General features: G+C 41.7%; 13 protein-coding genes. 10 read left to right on the forward strand and 3 right to left on the reverse strand.

Annotated elements, in window-relative coordinates:
* The first annotated feature begins 28 nt into the window (after nt 1–28).
* From CWB60_RS11415 to CWB60_RS11435, 5 genes are all read left to right on the forward strand, one after another.
* Complete coding sequence (locus tag CWB60_RS11415; RefSeq protein WP_138578200.1) at nt 29–1522, forward strand: tryptophan halogenase family protein; 1494 nt, start codon at nt 29–31, stop codon at nt 1520–1522.
* The gene (locus tag CWB60_RS11420; RefSeq protein ID WP_138578198.1) at nt 1522–3378 is read left to right on the forward strand and encodes a glycoside hydrolase family 13 protein; all 1857 of its coding nucleotides are present in this window, start codon (nt 1522–1524) and stop codon (nt 3376–3378) included. Before CWB60_RS11415 ends, CWB60_RS11420 begins: the two co-directional genes overlap by 1 nt.
* Before the next feature lie 88 nt (nt 3379–3466).
* Nucleotides 3467–5326 (forward strand): alpha-amylase family protein, encoded by a 1860-nt coding sequence (locus CWB60_RS11425; protein WP_138578196.1) that lies wholly within the window; start codon nt 3467–3469, stop codon nt 5324–5326.
* Entirely contained in the window at nt 5319–6818 is a 1500-nt protein-coding gene (locus tag CWB60_RS11430; protein ID WP_138578194.1) for an MFS transporter, read from the forward strand. Before CWB60_RS11425 ends, CWB60_RS11430 begins: the two co-directional genes overlap by 8 nt.
* 9 nt (nt 6819–6827) lie before the next feature.
* Nucleotides 6828–9239: a glycoside hydrolase family 15 protein gene (locus tag CWB60_RS11435; RefSeq protein ID WP_138578192.1), complete on the forward strand. Its 2412-nt coding sequence runs from the start codon at nt 6828–6830 to the stop codon at nt 9237–9239.
* A 108-nt stretch (nt 9240–9347) separates the two neighbouring features.
* Here the strand turns inward: CWB60_RS11435 and CWB60_RS11440 are convergent, their stop codons facing one another.
* Nucleotides 9348–10364: a LacI family DNA-binding transcriptional regulator gene (locus CWB60_RS11440; protein ID WP_054982417.1), complete on the reverse strand. Its 1017-nt coding sequence runs from the start codon at nt 10362–10364 to the stop codon at nt 9348–9350.
* Nucleotides 10365–10643: 279 nt separating this feature from the next.
* Here CWB60_RS11440 and glk point away from each other — a divergent pair, with 279 nt between their 5' ends.
* The 5 genes from glk to gap all read left to right on the forward strand — a co-directional run bounded on the left by glk (nt 10644) and on the right by gap (nt 16529).
* A complete protein-coding gene (gene glk / locus CWB60_RS11445; RefSeq protein ID WP_024034046.1) occupies nt 10644–11636 on the forward strand; it encodes a glucokinase in 993 nt (330 codons plus the stop codon).
* 34 nt (nt 11637–11670) lie between these two features.
* On the forward strand, nt 11671–12684 hold the full coding sequence (locus CWB60_RS11450) for a LacI family DNA-binding transcriptional regulator (protein WP_024034047.1): 1014 nt from the start codon (nt 11671–11673) through the stop codon (nt 12682–12684).
* A gap of 325 nt (nt 12685–13009) precedes the next feature.
* Nucleotides 13010–14860: a phosphogluconate dehydratase gene (edd, locus tag CWB60_RS11455; protein WP_029773525.1), complete on the forward strand. Its 1851-nt coding sequence runs from the start codon at nt 13010–13012 to the stop codon at nt 14858–14860.
* Nucleotides 14861–14894: 34 nt separating this feature from the next.
* Nucleotides 14895–15515, forward strand: coding sequence for a bifunctional 4-hydroxy-2-oxoglutarate aldolase/2-dehydro-3-deoxy-phosphogluconate aldolase (gene eda, locus CWB60_RS11460; protein ID WP_138578190.1), 621 nt, complete (start codon nt 14895–14897; stop codon nt 15513–15515).
* Nucleotides 15516–15524: 9 nt separating this feature from the next.
* A complete protein-coding gene (gap, locus tag CWB60_RS11465; RefSeq protein ID WP_138578188.1) occupies nt 15525–16529 on the forward strand; it encodes a type I glyceraldehyde-3-phosphate dehydrogenase in 1005 nt (334 codons plus the stop codon).
* A gap of 66 nt (nt 16530–16595) precedes the next feature.
* Here the strand turns inward: gap and CWB60_RS11470 are convergent, their stop codons facing one another.
* Nucleotides 16596–17891, reverse strand: coding sequence for a leucine-rich repeat-containing protein kinase family protein (locus tag CWB60_RS11470; protein WP_138578186.1), 1296 nt, complete (start codon nt 17889–17891; stop codon nt 16596–16598).
* A 73-nt stretch (nt 17892–17964) separates the two neighbouring features.
* Nucleotides 17965–18678 (reverse strand): YebC/PmpR family DNA-binding transcriptional regulator, encoded by a 714-nt coding sequence (locus CWB60_RS11475; RefSeq protein ID WP_004587809.1) that lies wholly within the window; start codon nt 18676–18678, stop codon nt 17965–17967.
* Nucleotides 18679–18760: the final 82 nt, after the last annotated feature.

Here is an 18760-nt window from a genome sequence, read left to right on the forward strand (position 1 = left end):
GCTTTAAACTGTAAACGTGGACAATAATATGAAACCAATAAAACACGTCGTAATCGCAGGCGGGGGCACGGCAGGGTGGATAACAGCCGCCTTGCTTAATAAAGTGTTAGGTAAAGTAATTAAAATAACCCTTATTGAGTCAAGTACTATTGGCACTATAGGCGTGGGTGAAGCAACAATTCCGCCTATTATTCAACTTAACAATGCATTGGGTATAAACGAGCAAGATTTTATAAACGCTACAAATGCATCTATAAAATTAGGAATTGAGTTCGAAAATTGGAAAACCCCCTCTCATAGCTACATGCATGCTTTTGGCTCATTTGGAAAAGACTTCCCCTTTTGCGATTTTTACAATTTTTGGGTAAAAGGGCATATTAGCGGTGCAGAAGAAAGCTTATGGGATTTTTCTCTTAACTACCAAGCGGCTAAACAGCATAAATTTGCACCCTTAAATACCCTACCTAATACACAATTGCCTGGCTTGAGTTATGCGTATCATTTTGACGCAACGTTATATGCTGAGTTTTTAAAAAAGCTCGCAACATCACGCGGTGTTGAGCATATTGATGCCAAAATAGAGCAGGTAGAACAATGCCCTCTATCAGGGAATATAAAATCATTAACCCTTGGTAACACACAGCAGATAAATGGCGACCTTTTTATAGACGCTACAGGCCAGCGCGCCTTACTCATAGAGCAAACCCTTAACACCGGTTTTGTCGATTGGTCTCATTATTTACCGTGTGATAGCGCCGTAGCGGTGCAGTCTCAAGGTACTAGCGAGCTGAAACCTTATACGCGTTCAATTGCACACAGCGCAGGCTGGCAGTGGCAAATACCGCTGCAAAGCCGAATAGGAAATGGCTTGGTGTATTGTAGTCGTTATTTATCTGACGATGCGGCAACGCAGTTATTAATAGATAATTTACCCGCTGAGCCAATGACTGAGCCGCGGGTGATTAAATTTAAAACAGGGCGGCGGTTAAAGCAATGGCATAAAAATGTGGTATCGGTTGGCCTTGCCAGTGGCTTTTTAGAGCCGCTAGAGTCTACCAGTATTCATTTAATACAAAGTGCCGTAACCCGTTTAATAAAGCTGTTTCCACACAATGGCATAAGCGAAGCTTTAGTTACTGAATTTAATAAGCAAAGCGTGATAGAAATAGAGCACATTCGTGATTTTATAATATTGCATTACACACTAACAGCGCGAGAAGACTCCCCATTTTGGCGACAATGTAAGCAAATGGACATTCCTGACTCATTGGCCCATAAGCTCAAATTATTTAAGCAAACCGGCAAAGTAGTGCGCGAAAACGACGAATTATTTGCCGAAGTTGCCTGGCAACAGGTATTTATTGGCCAAGGGCTTATCCCCGAAGATTACAACAGCATTGTTGATTCACTCAGTAGTGAACAACTAAACGATTTATTCTCAACACTAAAAACGCTTATTACCTCAACGGTAGATCAATTACCCACTCATAAAGATTTTTTAGCAAAAATTAAAAAGGCCTGATGATGCAACTTTTAAAAAAACTTTTACTTGTAAGTGCCTGTACTTTACCAACCATTAGCTACGCACTTGACGTTGAGCCAGCTAATTGGTGGGTTGGCATGAACAAAAACACGATTACCATCATGGTTCATGAGCAAAACATTGCAAACGAGCAAATTAAATTAGCTAAATACAACGGCGTTAAGTTAAATAAAGTAACCCGCACCGACAATCCAAATTATGTATTTTTAAATATTACCATTACCGACGCCGCTAAAGCCGGAACGCTTGAATTTAATAGCAGCGAAACGAGCAATAACTTTGAGTTTCCACTTCTTGAGCGAGATAAAAACAGCGCTCAGCGTCAAGGGTTTACATCAGCTGATACGCTTTATTTAATTAACCCTGATCGATTTGCTAATGGTGATAAACAAAACGATACCGTCCCAAGCATGTTAGAAGCGGCAAACCCGAGTATAAAAGGTGGGCGCCACGGTGGTGATATTCAGGGCGTTATAAACGCGCTTCCCTATTTAAACGACTTAGGCGTAACACAGCTTTGGCTAACCCCTGTGCTTGAAAACAACATGCCTAACTATTCTTATCATGGCTATGCAATTACAGACTTTTATAAGGTTGACCCACGAATGGGCTCAAACCAGCTATACAAAACGTTATCAGTAAAAGCAAAAGAGCAGGGTATAGGGCTAGTAATGGATATGGTTCTTAACCATTTTGGCTCTGAGCATACTTGGGTTAACGATAAGCCAACTAAAGATTGGATTAACTTTAATGGTGAATTTAATAAAGGCAAAAATGCCACCAGCCATGCGCGCCAAACCATACAAGACCCACACGCCAGTGAATACGACAAGCGCCAGTTTAACGATGGCTGGTTTGTAGAAACCATGCCTGATTTAAATCAGCGCCAACCACTGTTAAGTGAATACTTAATTCAAAATGCGATTTGGTGGATAGAATACGCCGATTTAAGCGGCATACGTGTTGATACCTACTCTTACTCAGATAAAGCATTTTTGAGTGATTGGACAAAAGCCATAATGCAAGAGTACCCAGATTTTAATATTGTGGGAGAAGAGTGGACGTCTAACCCTGCTATTGCCTCTTACTGGCAACGTGGCAAGCATAACCAAGATGGCTATACATCAAGCTTACCAAGCGTGATGGACTTTTCGTTGCAAGAGTCGGTAATTCAAGCGCTAAATGAAGATGAAAGCTGGAACACGGGTTGGGTTAAAGTATATGAATCGTTAGCTAATGACTTTTTATACCCTGATACAAATAACATTATGGTATTTGCCGATAACCACGATATGAGCCGTGTTTACACTGAGCTTGGCCAAGATGTTGCCAAAACAAAAATGGCGATGACCTTGTTTTTAACTACACGTGGCATAGCGCAAATGTATTACGGTACGGAAGTACTATTAGATAACACCCCAAGTAAAGACCATGGTGATATTAGAATCGACTTCCCCGGCGGGTTTGAAGGCCAAACACGTAATGCCTTTACCAAAGAGGGCTTAACAAAACAGCAAAAAGAGATGCATAACACCATCAGTACGTTGCTTAACTTTAGAAAAAACAGCTCAGCACTAGATAAAGGAAAGCTTGTACATTTTACGCCTCAACAAGGGGTTTATAGTTATGCGCGTATTACCGAGGAGCAAACAGTGTTGGTATTTATGAATAAAAACACACAAACGCTACAAAAAAATATTGAGTATATGCAAGAGGTAATGCCTAACAGCACAACAGCATTTAATTTATTTACTCAAAAAACACAAAAGGTTGGCAAAACCATTGAATTACCAGCGATGAGCGCAACGGTACTCGTTATAAATACGCCACAATAGTGACCTGAATACGTATGCAGCAACTGTATGGTTGCTGCAGTAATCTTTAGTATAAAGTTAATAACAATACTGACAAAAAAGACACACAATGAAAAAATCAGTTTATGTACCCGCAGTACTGTGTAGTGCACTTATTGCTACAGGGTGTTCAGAAAATAACAAACCTGAACAACAGCAAGCACCTGCCCACACGCAAAATGAGCTTACCAAGCCGGTTGTATATCAAGTATTTACCCGTTTGTTTGGTAATACCGAAACAGCCAATGTGCCATGGGGCACTAAAGAGCAAAACGGCGTAGGTAAATTTGCCGACTTTAACGATGCAGCCCTCAAAGGCATTAAAGAGCTAGGTACCACGCACGTTTGGTATACCGGTGTATTACACCACGCGTTAGTGGGCGATTATACCGACTTCGGCATTTCACAAGATGACCCCGATGTAGTAAAAGGTCGCGCAGGGTCACCGTACGCAATTAAAGATTACTACGATGTTAACCCCGATTTAGCCGTTAATGTAACAAACCGCATGGGGGAGTTTAGCCAGCTTATTGAGCGTACACATAGCCACGGTATGAAAGTCATTATTGATATAGTGCCTAACCATGTTGCCCGTAATTATCAATCACTTGGAAAGCCTAAAGGCGTAGAGGATTTCGGCGCACAAGACGACACCAGTAAAACGTACGATAAAAATAACAACTTTTACTATGTGCCTGGGCAGTCATTTCAAGTGCCTACCTCTACAACTTATACCGTGTTAGGGGGAAAGGCTCACCCACTTGCGGATGGCTTTTTTGATGAAACACCTGCTAAATGGACAGGTAACGGTGCCCGTGCACCAAAACCCGACATTAACGATTGGTACGAAACAGTAAAAGTAAATTATGGCGTAAAGCCTGATGGTAGCTACGATTTTGCTCAGCTGCCAAACGACTATAAAGACAAAGATTACCGTGCTCATTATGCGTTTTGGCAAGATAAAGAGCTACCAGATAGCTGGTACAAATTTAGAGACATTGCACTTTTTTGGTTAGACAAAGGCGTTGATGGCTTTAGATACGACATGGCCGAAATGGTACCGGTTGAATTTTGGAGCTTTTTAAATTCGTCAATAAAAATGCAAAAAAGCGATGCGTTTTTATTGGCCGAAGTATATAACCCGTTAATGTACCGTGCCTATATTCAGCAAGGTAAAATGGATTACCTTTACGATAAAGTCGGCTTTTACGATACCTTAAAAGCGATAATGCAACTTAAACAACCTGCCAATAGTATTTTTGATGCGCATCAAAGTGTGCTCGATATAGAGCAACACATGCTGCACTTTTTAGAAAATCACGACGAGCAACGAATCGCAAGCCCGGATTTTGCGGGTAATGCCCAGTGGGGTAAACCTGCTTTAGTTGTTTCTAATTTAATTAGCCGCGCGCCAACACTTTTATATTTTGCTCAAGATGTGGGAGAAGATGGCTCTGAAAAGGCGGGGTTTGGAGCGCCGACACGTACCAGTATTTTTGACTACATTGGCGTCCCAGCGCACCAAGCATGGATGAATAACGGAAAATTTGATGGCGCTAATTTAACCGCAGAGCAAATAGCACTTCGTGATTACTACAAAGCGGTTATGTCACTGAATAGTTTACCTGCTGTAGTAGGCGGAGAAATGTCGGCACTTAACCTTGTAGGAAGTGAACGTGTTGTTGGTTTTACCCGCTCTTTAGGCCAGCAAAGTGTGTATGTGTTAAGTAACTTTAGTGAGAAGCCACAAACATTTACGGTTAATTTATCAAAGGCACAATTAGGTGCAGTGAGTGAAAATACGCTATTAAATGATTTACTTGAAAATCACACCACCGAGCTTAAAGCTCACCCGCAAGGCGCTACATTTAACCTCACACTTGATGCATTTAGCAGCGCAGTATTAACAAATAAGGCTAATAATGAATAATCAAAATAATAATACCGATAAGCCAAATTTAAGTTTTTGGCAAATATGGAACATGTGCTTTGGCTTTTTAGGCATACAATTTGGTTTTGCCCTGCAAAACGGCAATGTGAGCCGAATATTTCAAACATTAGGCGCACAAGTTGATGATATTCCCATTTTATGGGTTGCAGCCCCACTTACAGGCTTAATTGTTCAGCCTATTATAGGCTATTGGAGTGATAAAACCTGGGGGCGCTTTGGCCGCCGTCGTCCGTTCTTTTTTATAGGCGCAGTGTTAACAACGCTTTCACTATTTATTATGCCGCATTCACCAACGCTTTGGATTGCCGCGGGTATGTTATGGATCATGGATGCGTCAATCAACGTAACCATGGAACCGTTTAGAGCACTTGTTGGTGATAACTTGCCAGAAAAGCAACGCGCGACAGGCTACGGTTTACAAAGCTTTTTTATTGGTATTGGGGCGGTGTTAGCCTCAGCGCTACCATGGATGATGACCAACTGGTTTGATGTAAGTAATACCGCAGCCCCAGGGCAAATTCCTGAATCTGTTAAATACTCATTTTATTGGGGCGGGGTGGTGTTACTTGTCGCCGTGCTCTGGACCGTAGCACGTACTAAAGAATACAGCCCTGAGCAATTAGCGGCTTTTGAAAAGCAAAGCGCTCAACCTACTACAAGCAAAGTGGTTGATATTAACTTTATTAAAGGTGCCATTATTTTTGTGGTACTGGGTTTAGCAACTCTTGCATTAGTCATGGGCTTATCCCTTGAAAAAGAATTATACCTACTTGCTGGTGGTTTATTAGCGTTTGGTATTGTGCAGTGGATTGCAGCGGCGCTTAAAAGTGCGAATAAAACCCAAGGTGGTTTTTACCAAGTAGTACAAGATGTATTTACTATGCCGGAGGCCATGAAGCAGCTTGCCTGGGTGCAGTTTTTTAGCTGGTTTACTTTATTTGCTATGTGGATTTATACCACCGCTGCAGTAACAAGCTTTCATTATGGTAGTAGCGATGCAACTTCTAAAGCATTTAACGATGGTGCAGATTGGGTGGGTATTTTATTTGCCGCTTACAATGGATTTGCCGCAATTGCCGCTATGTGTATTCCGTTTTTAGTTAAAAAAATGGGATTAAAAGGCGCGCATTGCTTTAATTTATTGCTGGGCGCGTTAAGTCTTGCAAGCTTCATGTTTATTCAAGACCCTAAAATGCTACTTATACCTATGATAGGCGTAGGGTTTGCTTGGGCGTCTATTTTATCACTCCCGTATGCCATGTTAAGTAACGCACTACCGAGTAACAAAATGGGCGTTTATATGGGGATTTTTAACTTTTTTATAGTTATACCTCAGTTACTTGCCGCCAGTGTTTTAGGGCTTATTTTACGCCACGTATTTTCTAATCAGCCTATTTACGCATTATTAATTGGTGCAGCTTCGTTTGTTGTTGCTGCTGTTGCAGTAATGCGCGTTAAAAATTCTCATTAAGGACACACAATGAAAAAATATAACCTTATAACCGCCTCTCTTTTAACGTTAGGTTTAACGGCTTGCGGTGCTCAAAACACAAGCACAACTAACGAAAGTACCACAGCACAGGTTACATCGGCACCAGGCGCCCCAGGTGCAGAGCCTTTTTGGGCTTATGCGGGTAAAACAGGTATTGGTACATCATACGAGCAATACCAAAACGGCCAATACACTGATGCAGCTGCAACGGGGGATGTGTCTAAAGTATGGTTTTCAATTGCTAAAGGGATGATCACCGAAACCATGTTTGGGCTTATTCACCAAGCACAAATAAAAGACATGCAATTTATAGTAACAGGTAAAGATTTTACCGTTAGTGAAGTGGATGATTTAAATGTCACCATTGATTACTTACATAAAGATGCACAAGGTCGCCCGTTATCGCTGGCTTATAAAGTAACAAGCACTGATAAACAAGGCCGCTTTAGCCTAGAAAAACACATATTTACTGACCCAGATGGGCAAACCCTGTTTGTACGCAGCGTATTTAATACTGAGCTTGAAGGGCTAAAAGCGTATGTGTCTGTTAATCCGTACATTAATAATAACGGCTTAGGTGACTTTGCTAAAACAACAGAGCAAGGCCTAGTAGCATGGGAAAACGATAACTATCTATCACTTCAATCCGCATCACCATTTAAAGCAAAAACGGTAGGGTTTACAGGAAAAAGTGACGGCATTAATGCACTTAAAACTACGCAATCTATAACTACCCAATACACAAATACCGGCGAAACTGCTGGTAATGTAAGCATGCTTGCAGAGCTTGGCGAGATAAGTGCAAATACCACTTTTGATTTAGCCCTGAGCTTTGGTAAAACGCAGCAGCAAAGTATTCAGCAAGGCGAAAAAAGTTTGGCAAAAGGGTACCAAGCGGTGCTCGATCACTACAACGGCAAAGGAGAAGCGCTAGGCTGGGAAGATTACCTACAAAGCCTAAAACCGCTTAATACCATGGTTGAACAAACAGCCGATAACGGTAAGCTTTTATACACCAGCACCATGGTACTAAAAGCACAAGAAGATAAAACACACGCAGGGGCATTAATTGCTTCTTTATCTAACCCATGGGGCGAAACGGTTTCAGCCAAAGAGGGTTCTACGGGTTATAAAGCGGTATGGGTGCGCGATTTTTATCAAGTAGCCATGGCATTTATGGCGCTTGGTGATACTGCCACAGCAAAAACAGCGTTCGAATACCTTGAAAAAGTGCAAGTAAACAGCAAAACACCAGGTAATAAAGGCGATACAGGCTGGTTTTTACAAAAAACACACGTCGATGGTGAGTTAGAATGGGTAGGCGTACAGCTTGATCAAACTGCTATGCCTATCATGCTGGCATGGAAGTTACATAAAGCCAACGTACTTAGCGATGAAGAGCTAAAAAGCTGGTACGGCAAAATGTTAAAACCAGCGGCAGATTTTTTAGTAGAGGGCGGACTTGCTAAAATTTTGTGGAACGACACACAAATTACACCACCGGCAACACAACAAGAGCGCTGGGAAGAGCAAAGCGGTTATTCGCCATCTACAACTGCGGCAATAGTGGCAGGCCTTATTACCGCAAGTGATATCGCAACGCTTAGTGGCGATGATAAAAACGCGCAGCGCTACCTTGCCACGGCTAAAAAATACAGCAGCGATATTGAATCGCAAATGTTTACTACCGAAGGTAACTTAAAAGGCGAAAATAGCGATGGCGAATATTTTATTCGTATAGGCCAAGATACCGATGCAAACTCAAACACTAAAATTAACGCTAATAATGGCCGCGAAGGGTTTAATAAAAAGCAAATTTTAGATGGCGGCTTTTTAGAGTTAGTACGCTATGGTGTACGCGGTGCAAATGATGGAAGCATCGTTAAGACACTACCTGAGTATGACGATGAAACACTTGAAGATAACCTACAAGTAAAATACAGCTTTAGCTTTGACGATGGCAGCGGCACTTTTGCAGGCTACCGCCGCTATGGCAATGATGGCTACGGTGAAGATGAAGTTAAAGGCACAAACTATGCTGAGGGTGGTAGTAATACACCAGGCCAACGTGGGCGTGTATGGCCATTTTTCACCGGTGAGCGCGGGCATTACGAAATCGCAGCGGCTAATGCAAACAACGCTCTGGATGATGCTAAACAAGCGCAAATTAAAAACAGCTATGTGAAAGGCTTAGAGCAATTTGCTAATAACGGCCTTATGTTACCAGAGCAAGTATGGGATGGTGTAGGGGTTAACAAAGTAGGTTATGAGCTAGGCGAGGGAACTAATTCAGCAACACCATTGGCATGGACTCATGCCGAGTATATTAAATTAGTCCGTTCACTGAGCGACAAACAAGTTTGGGATCATTACCCAGTTGTTGAGAAAGCTTTAAAATAAGGCTAGTTCAAAATGTAAAATTAAAGCCACGGTTAACAGCCGTGGCTTTTTTGTATCTAAGTGGGGGGTTAATGTTTAATAAGCACAATGAAGTTGAGTGATAAATTCTTAACTAGACCCTCTGGCAATTAATACCGGCGGTAAAAGGGTGCTTTGCACTTCTTCTTCACGTATTAATTTAAGTAAGTTCTCTACTAACATTTGCCCTGCGACGGTGGTGTCTTGCGCTATGGTGGTGAGCGGTGGGTTTATGTAGCTTGCAATGGCTATGTTATCAAAACCGACCACGGCCACTTCGTTAGGAACATTAATATTGGCTTCTTTTAAAGCGCGAATTGCACCAATGGCAATTAAATCACTGGCGGCAAATAAGGCGTTAAATTTTATGTTATTAGCAATAAGTGAGCGTGTAGCATGATAACCAGACTCTTCAGTTGAAATAGCATTGGCCATTTTTCGCTCATTAATGGTTATACCGTTAGTAAGTAGCTCATCTTTAAACCCCTGAAAGCGGGCAAAAAATTCTGGGCTGTGATCAGATGCATCACCGATAAACGCGCAATCGGTGCGGTTATGGGCAATTAAATGGCCAGCGGCTAGTTTGCCCCCGCCATAGTTGTCGCAGCATACAGTAAGATCTGGGCGGTTATCTACTGTGGCGCCCCAGCATACAAACTTAGTGTTTTGGTCAAGCAAGGTTTTAAATTTTGGTTGAAAGTCTATGTAATCACCATAGCCGAGCAAAATAATGCCATCGGCTCTGTGGCTGTCTTCGTAGTCGGCTTGCCAATCGGCACTAGCTGATTGAAACGATACTAATAAGTCGTAACCTTCTTTTGCACACGCACGGGTAATACTGCCCAGCATTGATAAAAAGAATGGATTGATTTGTGATTCATCTGATGTTGGGTCTTCAAACAACAATAGCGCAAGGGTACTACTTTGCTGAGTACGCAAGTTGCTGGCATTTTTATCAACTTTATAGTTAAGTTGTTTTGCTATGTCGTGGACGCGTTTGCGTGTTTCTTCATTAACAAGGGGGCTGTTACGTAAAGCGCGAGATACAGTTGATTGTGAAACCCCTGCATAATGGGCAATGTCAAATGAGGTGGCTTTACCTTTCATTGTTACAACTTAATTATATGCTAAATAATTGTGTCATTTTCGACTATTAGTGAATTATTTCAAGCTTTTTGCGATTTATTATTGATCTAATCCTGACACCGGTGTCATAATGCCAATGTTTTATCATTTTGTTGTCAAAACGTATTAGCTGCTATTTTATATAGCAGCCTTTTTTACTGTGATAGCTACTTTGAGGTGATAGCTCAAAGTGTATAAATAACAACGCATAGCCGTTGTAAAATAATAAGCATAAGCCGCTTACACAAAAGAGATAATACCATGAGCCAAAATTCTTCTGCCCAGTTTAACCCTATCTTAGTTGCCGATATTGGTGGCACCAATGCGCGCTTTGCATTAATTACCGACTTTAATGAGCAAACTAACCAATTTGTTATTGAGCATATTAACATATTTCCCAGTGCTAATTTTGGCTCTTTAGAAAGTGCACTTGAACAATACTTAACAACGATCCCTCATGTTACGCCAACTCAGGCATGTTTAGCTGTTGCAGGCCCTATAAAAGCAGGCCAAGTGCATTTAACCAATTTGGGTTGGCATTTTAGTGTTAGTGAATTTAAAGCACATTTTAATCTAACACAATTAGAAGTAATTAATGACTTTGCTGCGTTTGCTTATGCAGCGCCTTATTTAGACTCAACGCAAAATATTACCATTAAACCAGGGCAAGCCGATGCAAATGCAAATATTGGTGTTATGGGCCCTGGTACAGGTTTTGGCGCTGCGTGCTTAGTGCGTACCGCGCAATCTACGGCAGTGTTAAGCTCTGAGGGCGGGCATATGTCGCTTGCTCCTGTGAACGAGCTAGACGCTTTATTAATTAACGAGCTTCGAAAAGAGCACCCTCATGTATCTATAGAAACTGTTTTTTCAGGCCCAGGTATTGCCCATTTATACAAAGCAATGGCAGCCGTGAAAGGGGTTACAGCTAAAAATTTAGACGCAGCACAAATTAGTAGCCTTGCAAACAGTGGCGAGTGTGAAGTGTGCGATGCAACGCTTAATCAGTTTTGTGACTGGATTGGCAGTGTGGCAGGCGATTTAGCGGTAGTATACGGCGCATTAGGTGGCCTATTTATAGGCGGCGGTATTTTACCGCGTATGCAAACCCGATTACTTGAAAGCCGTTTTGTAGAGCGTTTTTCGCAAAAAGGTGTTATGTCGCAATATGCAGGGCAAATTCCAGTTACTTTAGTAACGCAAGATAACATTCCGCTAATTGGGGCGGGTGCGTGTTTATATAACAGCAAGTAAATTTGCTTAATGGTTGTATTTGGATAATGAACAAATGAAAAAAGTAACCATAAATAGCGTAGCAAGCCATGCAGGCGTTTCTAAAAAAACCGTGTCGCGGGTTTTAAATAATGAGCCTAACGTGAGTGCAGCTACGCGCGAAAAAGTACTTAAAGTATTTAAAGAGCTTGATTACACGCCTAACCCAATAGCACGCGGGCTTGCGCAAAATCGCAGCTTTATTATTGGCTGCTTATACGACAATCCCAGTAAAAGTTATATAACACGCGTACAAACGGGTGCGCTTGCTGCCTGTAAAGAAAATAACTACAACTTACTAATACACCCGTGCGAATTACGTGGCGATGATTTAATTAACGATATAGAGCAGTTATTACAAACCTCGCGTTTAGACGGCGTAGTACTGACCCCGCCATTTGGTGATTTTGAAAAACTCGCTAATTTTTTAAAAGCTAAAAAAATACCCTATGCACGGGTTGCATCGGCACTGCTAGAAGATGATTCAATTTCAGTGCGCAGCAACGACGAGCAGGGCGCTTATGAAATAACCGAGCACTTAATTTCGCTTGGTCATAAGTCGATTGCTTTTATTAAAGGCCACCCTGATCACAGTGCTACGCAACAGCGCTTTAAAGGTTACAGACGAGCGTTGGCAAGCCACGGTATAGAATTTGACGAGCGCCTAGTAGAAGAGGGTAACTTTAGTTATCACTCAGGTGTAGACAGTGCGCGCAGTATTTTAGATTTATCGCCACGCCCTACCGCGGTATTTGCATCAAACGACTACATGGCGGCGGCGGTATTAAAGCTTGCCACACAGCGCCAATTACGCGTACCCGATGATATTTCTATTGCAGGGTTTGATAACGCACCAATTGCACGCCATATATGGCCGGGCTTAACGACTATTGCACAACCTGTAGAAGAAATGACTAAACAAGCTGTTACGCAGCTTATATCGCATATTTCGCAGCCACAAGAGCAGCCGTATCAGGTAACGTTAGAATCACGCTTAATTACCCGCGAGTCTACTGCTGCAATAAAATAACCCCCTTTTTTGTTTTTCACAGTAACCCGAATTTGAGTGACGCTTATTCGGGTTTTTTTTGTGCGGATTTTAGCAAATAAACTAAAATTAGCATGGTCATTAATTGGTCACGTTAAAATTTTACACTATTTTTGTTACTCAGGGTTGACACCGGTGTCAATGCTATGCGTTAATACAGTGACACCGGTGTCAGGGTTGTTGTGAGAGGCTCCCTGGTAGCGTACCTTTGAACGGGTAAATCAAAGATGCTCAGTGCAGTTATTTACGTGGAGTCTGTAATTGCTACTGAGCCTTTTTCCTCTAACTAATAGAGATGAGCTAAATTATGTTGCACCCTCGCATTGAAGAAGTCACCCAACGCGTTATTGAACGCAGTAAACAAACCCGTCAAGATTATTTAGATCGTATTTCGCACGCAAAAAAACAAACAAGAGTCCGTGCCGGGCTAGGCTGCGGAAACATCGCTCACGTTATGGCTGCGTGTAGCAGCGACGACAAAGCGCGCTTAAAGGCTGATGAGCAGCCAAATCTTGCTATTATCAACTCATATAACGATATGCTTTCGGCCCATGTGCCATACAAAGATTTCCCAGATTTAATTAAAGACCTTGCTACTAAGTACGACGCAACTGCCCAAGTTGCAGGCGGTGTGCCAGCAATGTGTGATGGCGTTACGCAAGGGCGTGATGGCATGGAGTTATCGCTTTTTTCTCGCGACGTAATTGCTATGTCTACTGCAGTATCACTATCGCATGACGTATTTGACGGCGTTTTTTGTTTAGGCGTATGTGACAAAATTGTCCCAGGTTTATTAATTGGTGCCTTATCTTTTGGTCACTTACCGGTATTCTTTTTACCTGCTGGGCCAATGCAATCTGGTATTCCTAACAAAGAAAAAGCACGTATTCGCCAAAAATTTGCACAAGGCTTAGTAAGCCGTGAAGACTTACTTGAAGCTGAAAGCGCCTCGTACCACAGCGCAGGTACATGTACGTTTTACGGTACCGCTAACTCAAACCAAATGTTAATGGAAATAATGGGCCTACACCTTCCAGGTAGCTCGTTTATTAATCCTTATACTGAGCTTCGCGATGGTTTAACAGGTAATGCTGTAGAAACCATGCTTAAGCAGCTTACAGATGATAAAGAAAGCCCGTGTTTAGCAGATGTAATCAGCGAAAAAACCATTATTAATGGTTTAGTTGGCTTGCTATCTACAGGTGGCTCAACTAACCACGCTATTCATATTGTTGCTATCGCAAAAGCGGCGGGTATTCAAGTAACGTGGAAAGACATGTCTGATTTATCAGAAGTTGTACCACTACTTACGCGTATTTACCCTAACGGCTCAGCCGATGTAAACCATTTCCAAGCCGCAGGCGGTATGGGCTTCTTAATGCGTGAATTAGCCGGCGCAGGTTACTTGCATACTGATGTTAAAACAATGCTTGGTGAAGGTTTAGCGCCTTACATGATGGAGCCGCGTTTAGATAAAGACGACAGCTTAATTATGAGCAACTCAACAGGCCCTTCAAAAGTGAAATGGGTAGATTGCCCAGAAAACTCACTCGATGAAGAAGTACTGCGTCCAATTAGCAATCCATTTAGCAAGCAAGGCGGCCTACAACTACTTACGGGTAACCTAGGTAAAGCAGTCATTAAAGTCTCTGCTGTAGCCACTGAGCACCAAGTAGTAACAGCCCCAGCTAAAGTATTTAGCTCACAAGGCGAACTGCAAGAGGCATACAGCCGTGGCGAGTTAAACCAAGACTTTATTGCCGTGCTTAAAGAGCAAGGCCCTAAAGCGAAAGGTATGCCAGAGCTTCATAAATTAACGCCAGTAATGGCAACACTTCAAGACGAAGGCTTTAAAGTAGCTATTGTGACTGATGGCCGTATGTCGGGCGCATCAGGTAAAGTGCCTGCTGCTATTCACTTAGCGCCAGAAGCTGTTGAAGGTGGCATTATTGCAAAAATTCTTGAGGGCGATTTAGTAACACTGGATGCGCCAAACGGAATATTAAAAGTACATGTTAGCGACGAAGAGCTTGCTAAGCGTGAACTACAACTTAGCCAACCAAGCTTAACCTTTGGTACCGGCCGAGAGTTATTTACTGGATTTAGAAATATTGTAAGCAGCGCCGATTTAGGTGCGAGTGCTTTTGGACTTGAATAATAATTGCCACACACTGGGTAATGAGGAACAAGTAATGAGTATTGAAAAAATCTTAGCGTCGGCACCTGTGGTGCCAGTGGTTGTAATCGAAAAACTAGAAGATGCAGCACCACTCGCTAGAGCGTTATACAACGGTGGCTTAAAAGCCCTTGAAATTACGCTACGCACGCCTGTTGCAGTGGAAGCTGTAAAATTGATGAAAGCTGAAGTGCCAGAAGCTTTTGTTGGTACGGGAACTGTAGTTGATAAAGCAAGCTTTGAAGCATCAGTGGCTGCAGGTGCAGATTTTATGGTTAGCCCAGGTGTGAGTACTGAGTTATTAGCACTTGCAAAAGAGTCAGACATTCCATTTTTACCTGGTGCTGCAACTGCGAGCGAAGTAATGCAGTTAGCAAGTCATGGTTTTAAGTATTTAAAATTCTTCCCTGCTGAAGCTGCAGGCGGAACGGCAATGCTTAAGTCTATAGGCGGACCATTACCACATATTACTTTTTGCCCAACAGGTGGCATTAGCCTAGCAACTGCACCTAACTATTTAGCACTTAACAATGTTATTTGTGTTGGTGGTACATGGATGCTAGACAAACAACTAATTGAAAATAAAGACTGGCAAGCCATTGAAGCGCTTGCTCGCCAAGCAAGTGAACTTAAATAGGAGTCTCAAATGATTAATGTAGCAATTAACGGTTATGGTCGTATCGGTCGCAATGTATTGCGTGCGCTTTATGAGTCAGCACAAAACAGTGAAATTAAAATTGTAGCAATTAACGATTTAGCACCGGCTAATGTAAATGCACATTTAACACAATTTGACTCAGTTCATGGTCAATTTTCTAAAAAAGTAACACTTGCAGATAACACCATGCTGATTGGTGATGACGTAATTACACTTACTCAAGAGCGTGACCCTGCAAACCTACCGTGGAAAGAGCTAAACGTAGACATTGTTTTAGAATGTACGGGCTTTTTCACTAAGCGTGAAGACGCGGCTAAGCACATTACAGCTGGCGCTAAAAAAGTTATTGTATCTGCTCCTGGTAAAGATTTAGATGCAACAGTAGTTCACGGCGTTAACAGCGATGTAATTAACGCTGATAGCAACATTATCTCTAACGCATCTTGTACGACTAACTGTTTAGCACCTATCGCAAAAGCAATTAACGACACAGTAGGTATTGAGCAAGGTAGCATGACTACAATTCATGCTTACACAAACGATCAAAACTTATCTGACGTTTACCACCCAGATCTATACCGTGCGCGTAGTGCAACACAATCTATGATCCCAACTAAAACAGGTGCTGCTGCAGCTGTTGGCTTAGTACTTCCAGAGCTTGCGGGTAAATTAGACGGTATGTCGGTACGTGTACCTACTATTAATGTTTCTTTAGTTGATTTTACGTTTATTACTAAGCGCGAAACAACTGCTGAAGAAATTAACGAAGTAATGAAAGCCGCAGCAACAGGTTCAATGAAAGATATCTTAGAATACAACGAGCTTCCGCTTGTTTCTATTGATTTTAATCACAACCCTGCGTCATCAATTTTTGATGCAACGCAAACAAAAGCTGATGGCAAACTAGTTAAAGTAATGGCTTGGTACGATAACGAGTGGGGTTTCTCAAACCGCATGTTAGACCAAGTTAAAGCATTAGGTCAGTACTTATAATTGACCCTGTAAAAGTTTAGCTTTATCCAACCAAGCCTGCATTATGCAGGCTTTTTTTTGCTTAATTTATACCAATTCGTTTAATAAGGTGCTTAATGCTTTAAAGCTAGGGCGTGATGCAATAACGCTGTTGGTAGAACGCGTTGCTATATCGGACATTTTGCCAAACAATTCATCTTGCTTAACTGCTGCGCTAACAGTACTTAGTAAATCCTCTATTAAACAACCAAAAGCGCGGACTTCTATTAATTGTATTTGCTGTTGTTGATAATTACTGAGCATAGCTAAATTTGTTGATGCTCCAAAATCGCCAAATAAAACGTCATATTGTTCATTTATCATGGTGTTGTGTGCGTAAATATCGCCATGACTTACGTTGTTAGCATGTAAGTGGGCTAGGGTGCTTATCATTTGCTGGGCAACTTTATAAATTGCATCAGGCGAATAGTGACAGTGTGTATTAAATGTATCGCGCGTACAGGTTTCTAAACTTGGCGGCAAACCTAAATTAGTAAAGCGTGTATCTATTAGCTCCATCACTAAACCAAGCTGTGTGCTTTGCTCTATGTAGCTTAATACGTTAATTAAGTTTTTATGATAGCCTGCTTGTAAACAGCAGTTTACTTCATCAAGTGGGTAGCCATCGCTTGTAATTGCCCCTTTAAATAATTTTACCGCCACATCGAGCTGGGCTGTTTTAGCTAAATGAATAACGCCCGATGCACCTTGGCCAATTACTTTTTTAAGCTGAAAATTTTCAAGTGGGGTGTTTTGCAAACGACTGTTAGTTAAGCATTGAGCTTTATTAAATGCATTACCCGCAAAGGCAAGCCAAGCAAGTTTGGGGAGTTCTAATAGCCAATTATCAAGTTTTGTTAGGTTATTAGCAGAGAGCCTAACTAGCTCTAAATTAGTACAAGAGGCCATACTCGCGGGTAGTTGTTTTAGGTTATTTCCTGCAAGGGCGAGCTTTTTAAGCTGTGTGTAATTACCAAAGTCACTTGGCAATGCGCTTAATTTGTTATCGGTAAGTATTAACCATTCAATATTTTTAGGTAAGCTGTTTAGTGCAAACTCTGTTATTTGATTGCCTTTAAATGCAACCATAATTAAAGCAGGGCACTTAGCGAGTACTTTAGGTATATGTTTAAATTGGTTAAACGATAAAAACACCCGCTTAAGCTTTGTTAAGCATGCAAACTCATCTGGCAGTGTAGTGAGATTATTGTTTGATAAATCGAGTACTTCTAAGGTATCTGCAAGGGTTAAAATTTCTAAAGGAAACTCAGTTAAGCCTTCTACGAGTTGTAAGCGAGTAACACCATTCAACCTACCAGACTTAAGCTCTGCAAGGGTATTCATAAATTTTCACAAGCCTTATAAAATAAAAAAGCCAACATCGCTGTTGGCTTAAAGTAAATACGTTTAGTAAAGTTTAAAATTGCGCGTTATGGTAAACGTTTTGCACGTCGTCACAATCTTCAAGCATGGCTAAAAAGCGCTCCATTACTTCTACGTCTTCACCTTCAATAGGGGCTTCAACTTGTGGTACAAACGAAATTAAATCTACGTCAAAATCTGTAATACCCATTTCTTCAAGCGCTGTACGGGTGTTGTTGTATTCTGTATGTGGTGCAAAAACCGTCACTTTACCGTTTTCTACTTCTACATCTGTTACATCAACATCGGCCATCATAAGGGCTTCTAGTACAGCTTCATCGTCATCGCCATCAAAAACAAAAATAGCGAGGTGATCAAATAAATGTGATACCGAATTTTGTGCGCCTATTTTAGCGTTTGCTTTGGTAAAACAAATACGTACATCAGCAAACGTACGTTTGTTGTTGTCGGTTAAACAGTCAACAATAATCATACAGTTACCAGGGCCGTAACCCTCATAACGTGTGGCTGCGTAATCTTCACCGCCGCCGCCTTTGGCTTTGTCTATTGCGCGCTCAATAACGTGTGCGGGTACCTGGTCTTTTTTAGCGCGCTCGATTAAACGGCGCAGCGCAAGGTTACCATCTGGATCTACGCCACCATTTTTAGCGCAAATGTATATTTCTTTACCGTACTTAGAATAAACTTTAGTTTTAGCACCCGCAGTTTTAGCCATTGAATCTTTTTTGTTTTGGTAAGCTCTTCCCATCTGCGTTTCGCCTTAATATATGTAAATTATTGAATAAAATTGCAAGGCCGTATTCTAAAGGTAAAGCCGCAGTATCGCCAGT

This window comes from Pseudoalteromonas sp. S327, assembly GCF_005886415.1.
GTDB lineage: Bacteria > Pseudomonadota > Gammaproteobacteria > Enterobacterales > Alteromonadaceae > Pseudoalteromonas > Pseudoalteromonas atlantica.